This is a genomic window from Prosthecobacter sp. (genome assembly GCF_020439865.1).
Lineage (GTDB): Bacteria > Verrucomicrobiota > Verrucomicrobiia > Verrucomicrobiales > Verrucomicrobiaceae > Prosthecobacter.
On the sequence record NZ_JAGRPF010000176.1, the window covers coordinates 1 to 5056 of the forward strand.

The 5056-nt window shown below is 62.3% G+C and carries 6 protein-coding genes; 4 read left to right on the plus strand and 2 right to left on the minus strand.

The window, feature by feature from the left end; genetic code table 11:
* From KDL09_RS20310 to KDL09_RS20320, 3 genes are all read left to right on the plus strand, one after another.
* A partial coding sequence (locus tag KDL09_RS20310) for an alpha-ketoacid dehydrogenase subunit beta (protein WP_294389215.1) occupies window positions 1–965 on the plus strand: 965 nt, incomplete at its 5' end.
* The gene (locus KDL09_RS20315) at window positions 958–2226 is read left to right on the plus strand and encodes a dihydrolipoamide acetyltransferase family protein (protein WP_294389216.1); all 1269 of its coding nucleotides are present in this window, start codon (window positions 958–960) and stop codon (window positions 2224–2226) included. The genes KDL09_RS20310 and KDL09_RS20315, both read left to right, overlap by 8 nt.
* Entirely contained in the window at window positions 2223–2471 is a 249-nt protein-coding gene (locus KDL09_RS20320; RefSeq protein WP_294389217.1) for a phosphopantetheine-binding protein, read from the plus strand. Before KDL09_RS20315 ends, KDL09_RS20320 begins: the two co-directional genes overlap by 4 nt.
* 10 nt (window positions 2472–2481) lie before the next feature.
* Here KDL09_RS20320 and KDL09_RS20325 read toward each other — a convergent pair whose 3' ends face one another.
* Complete coding sequence (locus KDL09_RS20325) at window positions 2482–3738, minus strand: DUF4010 domain-containing protein (protein ID WP_294389219.1); 1257 nt, start codon at window positions 3736–3738, stop codon at window positions 2482–2484.
* Entirely contained in the window at window positions 3735–4436 is a 702-nt protein-coding gene (locus KDL09_RS20330) for a DUF2238 domain-containing protein (protein WP_345781103.1), read from the minus strand. Before KDL09_RS20330 ends, KDL09_RS20325 begins: the two co-directional genes overlap by 4 nt.
* Before the next feature lie 90 nt (window positions 4437–4526).
* On the opposite strand from KDL09_RS20330, the gene KDL09_RS20335 reads away from it, so the two are divergent.
* Window positions 4527–5056: aminotransferase class I/II-fold pyridoxal phosphate-dependent enzyme (locus tag KDL09_RS20335; RefSeq protein WP_294389223.1), on the plus strand; the 530-nt coding region annotated here is incomplete at its 3' end.

The following is a 5056-nucleotide window of genomic DNA, read 5'->3' on the forward strand; positions in this document are numbered from 1 at the left end:
GTGACGCGGTGCGTGAAGGCATCCGCAGTGCGATGCAGAAGGATCCGCGCGTTTTTCTCATGGGCGAAGACGTGGCGCACTACGGCGGCTGCTTCGCGGTGAGCCGCGGTTTGCTGGAGGAATTCGGCGACGAACGCATTCGCGACACACCGCTGGCGGAGTCGGCCTTCGTCGGTGCCGGGATCGGTGCGGCGCTGGGGGGCATGCGTCCGATTGTTGAGATCATGACCTGCAATTTCAGTCTGCTGGCGCTGGATCAGATCATGAACACGGCGGCCTCGTTGCTGCACATGTCTGGCGGTCAGTACAATGTGCCCATCGTTATTCGCATGGCCACCGGTGGTGGCAAGCAGCTCGCGGCGCAGCATTCGCACAGTCTCGAAGGATGGTATGGCCACATTCCCGGAATCAAGGTGCTCACGCCGGCAACGCTTGAGGACGGTTACGGCATGCTTGCGACAGCACTGGAAGATCCGGATCCGGTGCTGATCTTCGAGAATCAAACGCTCTATGTGATGGAAGGCGAGTTGCCCGCCAATCCCGGGCCGGTGGACATTTCCAGCGCCCGAGTGCGCCGCGAAGGCAAAGACGTGACCGTCCTGACCTACGGTGCGAGTCTGCCCAAGTCCCTCGCGGCTGCGACGAAGCTCGCGGAGCAGGGGATTCAGGTCGAGGTGGTCGATCTTCGTGTGCTGCGTCCGCTCGACGATGCGACGATCATGCGCAGCGTGGAGAAGACGCATCGCGTGCTCATCGTCGATGAAGGCTGGCGCAGCGGCGGCATTTCGGCTGAGCTCAATGCACGCATCATGGAGCAGGCGTTCTACGAACTCGACCGTCCGGTGCAACGACTGTGCTCCGCCGAAGTGCCGATCCCATACGCGAAGCATCTGGAGCATGCCGCGCTGCCGCAGGTGGAGTCGATCATCGCCGCTGTGCAAACCCTCGTTTCCTCCCATGGCTGATTTCGTCATGCCCAGCCTCGGCGCGGACATGGCCTCGGCCACGCTCGTCAAATGGCACGTTAAACCGGGCGATACCGTGAAGCGCGGGCAGGTCGTCGCCGAGGTCGATACCGACAAGGGCATCATCGACATCGAATGCTTCGTGAACGGTGAGATCGAAAAGCTCGTGGCCGAGCCGGGTGCCAAGATTCCCGTTGGCAGCGTGATGGCGGTGATCAAAACGAGCGAGGCCATGCCGGCGGCGGTCTCATCACCGGCGAGTTCGACACCTGCTGTTGAGGCGCCAGTGGCAGCACCGGAGACGCCACACATTCATGCTTCGCCTTTGGCCAGGAAGATCGCCGCCGAACTGCATGTGGATTTGCAGCCGCTCATCGGCCATGGGACCGGACCTGGTGGTCTGATTGACCGCGAAGATGTGGAGCACGCCGCCGAAACTGCGACTGCACCTGCCGCTCGCATACGTATTTCGCCCTTCGCACGACGGCGTGCGGCGGAGTTGAATGTCGACATTGCCAGTCTTCGTGGTAGCGGACCCGGTGGAGCGATCGAAGCGGCCGATGTCGAACGTGCGGCCAAACCGGTCGTTGCCAAGACCGGGGATTCGATGCGCCGTGCCATCGCCGCCGCGATGGCGAAGTCGAAACGCGAGATTCCGCATTACTACCTGCAAACGCGCATCGACATGAGCGTGATGCTGGCCTGGCTGCAGGCGGAGAATCAGAAACGCAGCATAAAGGACCGCCTTCTGCCGGTCGTGCCGTTGCTGCGGGCGCTGGCGAAGGCGCTGCGCGACGTGCCGCAGCTCAACGGTTTCTGGATTGATGGTGAGCATCGTGTTTCCGATGCGATCCATCTCGGTTTTGCCATCGCGATGAAGGGCGGCGGCCTCGTCGCGCCGGCGCTTCACGATGTGGACAAGAAGTCCTGCGACGAACTCATGACCGATCTGCGTGATCTGATTCCGCGCGCACGCAGCGGACGTCTGCGCAGCTCCGAGATGACCGATGCGACGATCACGATCACGAGCCTCGGCGATCTCGGCGTCGAAACGGTGTTTGGCGTCATTTATCCGCCGCAGGTCGCGATTGTCGGGCTCGGCAAGATCATGGAGCAGCCTTGGGCGAAGGATGGCATGCTGGGCGTGCATTCGGTGATGACCGCCTCGCTCGCCGCCGATCACCGCGCTACCGACGGCCATCTTGGCGCTCAGTTTCTCGAAGCCCTCAACCGTCACCTGCAAACCCCTGACCAGCCATGACCGAAGACGAACTCAAGAACATCATCTTCTCCGGTTTGCGCCAGGTCGCGCCGGAGTCAGAGCCCGCCACACTGCGTCCGGATCAGAACATCCGCGAGACCCTCGACATCGACTCCTTCGACTTCCTCAGCTTTCTCATCGCCCTCAACGAGAAACTCGGCGTCGAGATTCCTGAGGCCGATTACGGAAAGCTCAGCACGCTCGAGGCGATGCTAGGCTATCTCGCGCCGAAGGTGGCGGCTTGAGCTGACGTGCTCACGGCCAAAACGCGAGGATCAACGCGCCGCCGATTAGAGAAATGCCCATGCCAAGCAGCAGCGGCCTGAGAAAGGCGCGTGCGCCCAAAACGGTGGCGAGCCCCATTTTGAAAACGACATTGGCCATGCCGCCGACAAGAATCATGCGCCAGGCGATCCCCGGTTCGAGGTGGGCAGTGCTGACGAGGCGCGAGGTGGAAAGCGTGATGGCGTCCATGTCGGTGAGCCCGGAAAGCGCGGCGGCGAGGTAGAGTCCGGAGTGACCGTAATGCTCGCGCGCAGCGGCGACGACGACGAGAACCACAGCGTAGAGCAGGCCAAAGAGCACGGCGCTTTTGAGTTCGGAGGGCGGCGACTCGTCCGCGGCATGGCTGCCCTTCTTTTCGGCGATGCGATGCGTGATGGCAGCCACGAGGCCAAACCAGAACATCATGGCCAGTAGCGGCGGCAGCATGGCTTTCAGATGCGCGGGGGCTGCAATGGACACCTCCGCCATCACACGGACAAAGACGATGGCGGAGGCGATCAGGGCGATGGCGGCAAGGCTGATGCCACAGGCGCCGCGATCGTGGCTGCGCCGTGCAAGGCTGGCGGTGGTGGCGGTGCTGGAGATCAGGCCGCCGAACAGTCCGGCAAGCGCGACGCCTGTAGTGCCGCCGAGGAATTTTTGCGCGAGGTAGGCCGCGAGACTGATGCCAACGATGAGCACCACCATGAGCCAGATCGAAAAGGGATTCAGCACGCCGAGATAGCCCATCTCCTTGTTCGGCAGTGCGGGCAGGATCACCAACCCGGCGAGCACCAGACGTGCGATCTCGCGCAGATCATCCTCGCCGATGCGCCGCACCATGTTGTGCAGCGGCTTCTTGCTTTGCAGCAGCACCATCACCGTGCCGGCGGTGACGACCGCGATCATGCGATGACCGTGCACAGTGATCACCCCGACGGCAAACATCACCAGCAAGGCCATCTCGGTGGTCAGTCCCGTGCTCGGTCCCTTGTCGCGCAGACGGGAGACATTCCCGAGGATCACCATGCTGGCAAAGGCGACGAAGGCGGAGGCGATCACCCAGCCGCTGTAGGCGATGCCCATGATGCCGCACAGCGCGCCGAAGAGCGAGACGAGCGCGAAGGTGCGAATGCCCGCCACGGGATTCTGCTCCCACTCGCGCTGCAAGCCCACCAGCAGTCCCAGCCCGAGCGCGGTGGCGAGTGACTGCAGCAATTCGGCGGAGTCGGTGGCGGCGGAGATCATGGCTTGTGGGTTGTCCTCTCAAACGTATCGCCTTCCGCCTTCACACGCCAGCTTTCCGACCACTCGCGGGCAAAATCCCGCTGACAGCGCAGGTTCACCGCGGCGGTGATGAGCATGGCGATCAGCGCACCGAGCGAGGCCAGCGCCATGTCTTTGTGCGCATCCCAGATGTCTCCCTGCGTGCCAAGGTAGGTCTGGCCCAGGTCACCGCCCAGCAGTGCGGCCGCGAGCCATTCGATCAGTTCATAGAGCAACGACGACGACATCGTCAGGTCCAGCGGCAGGAAGTAACCCCAAAAGCCTCGTGCGCGGGCGATGCGCAGAAAGATTTCACGGAACGGATAGGCCATCAGCAGGCCGTAGGTGAAATGAATGACACGGTCGAAATGATTGCGCTGCCAGCCGAAGTGTTCGTTGAGCGTGCGTCCGGTCAGCGCCCGGCACCACTCGTCGTAAGGCACTTCCGAGTACGTGTAGTGCGCGCCGACCTCATGCAGGCACATGAAGACAAAGATCAGCGTCCATGACAGTCGCGAGAACAGCCGGTGGCGGTAGCTGGCGATGAAGATGGGCAGTGCCAGCACCACGAGCGCATTTTCCAGCATCCAGTCCTGGCGGTGCATGGGATGGATGGCCAGCGCCGTCCACAACAGCACGAACACTCCTCCCAGCAGCTTCACCAGACGCTCATACGACATGGCAGTATAAACGACGGCCAGAAAGGCTTTCACACGGGCTTGCCATCCATGCCTTTCCAGTCCAAGAAACGGACCCCAATCACACAGCCCATGTCCATCTGGAACTACGCCAACCCGCAGCTCAAAGACCTCGTCGCCTACGAACCCGGAAAGCCCATCGAGGATGTCGCGCGTGAGCGCGGCCTGAAGCCGGAGGACATCATCAAGCTCGCCTCCAACGAGAATCCGCTTGGGCCATCGCCGAAGGCCATCGAGGCGATGAAGAAGGCCGTCGAGGAAGTGAACATCTACCCGGACGGCGCTTCGTGGAAGCTGCGCAACGCGCTCGCGGAGAAGTTCGACCTCGAGATGGGCAACATCATCATGGGCTGCGGCTCGAATGAAGTGATCGAGTTCATCGGCCACGCCTTCCTCAAGCCCGGCGACAACATCATCACCGCCGAGCACGCCTTCCTCGTCTACAAGCTCATGGCCAAAGTGTTCGGCGCGGACACCATCGAGGTGCCTGATCCCGGCTACGTGCATGATCTCGATGCGATGGCCGCCGCCATCACGCCGCAGACGAAGGAAGTCTTCATCGCCAATCCGAACAACCCCACCGGCACGCTTGTCACGCAGGA

What these genes read in the sequence shown, in the direction of transcription:
- KDL09_RS20325 (WP_294389219.1), bottom strand. Translation starts at nt 3,738, where the DNA reads ATGATCTCCGCCGCCACCGACTCCGCCGAATTGCTGCAGTCACTCGCC.
- KDL09_RS20320 (WP_294389217.1), top strand. Translation starts at nt 2,223, where the DNA reads ATGACCGAAGACGAACTCAAGAACATCATCTTCTCCGGTTTGCGCCAG.
- KDL09_RS20315 (WP_294389216.1), top strand. Translation starts at nt 958, where the DNA reads ATGGCTGATTTCGTCATGCCCAGCCTCGGCGCGGACATGGCCTCGGCC.
- KDL09_RS20330 (WP_345781103.1), bottom strand. Translation starts at nt 4,436, where the DNA reads ATGTCGTATGAGCGTCTGGTGAAGCTGCTGGGAGGAGTGTTCGTGCTG.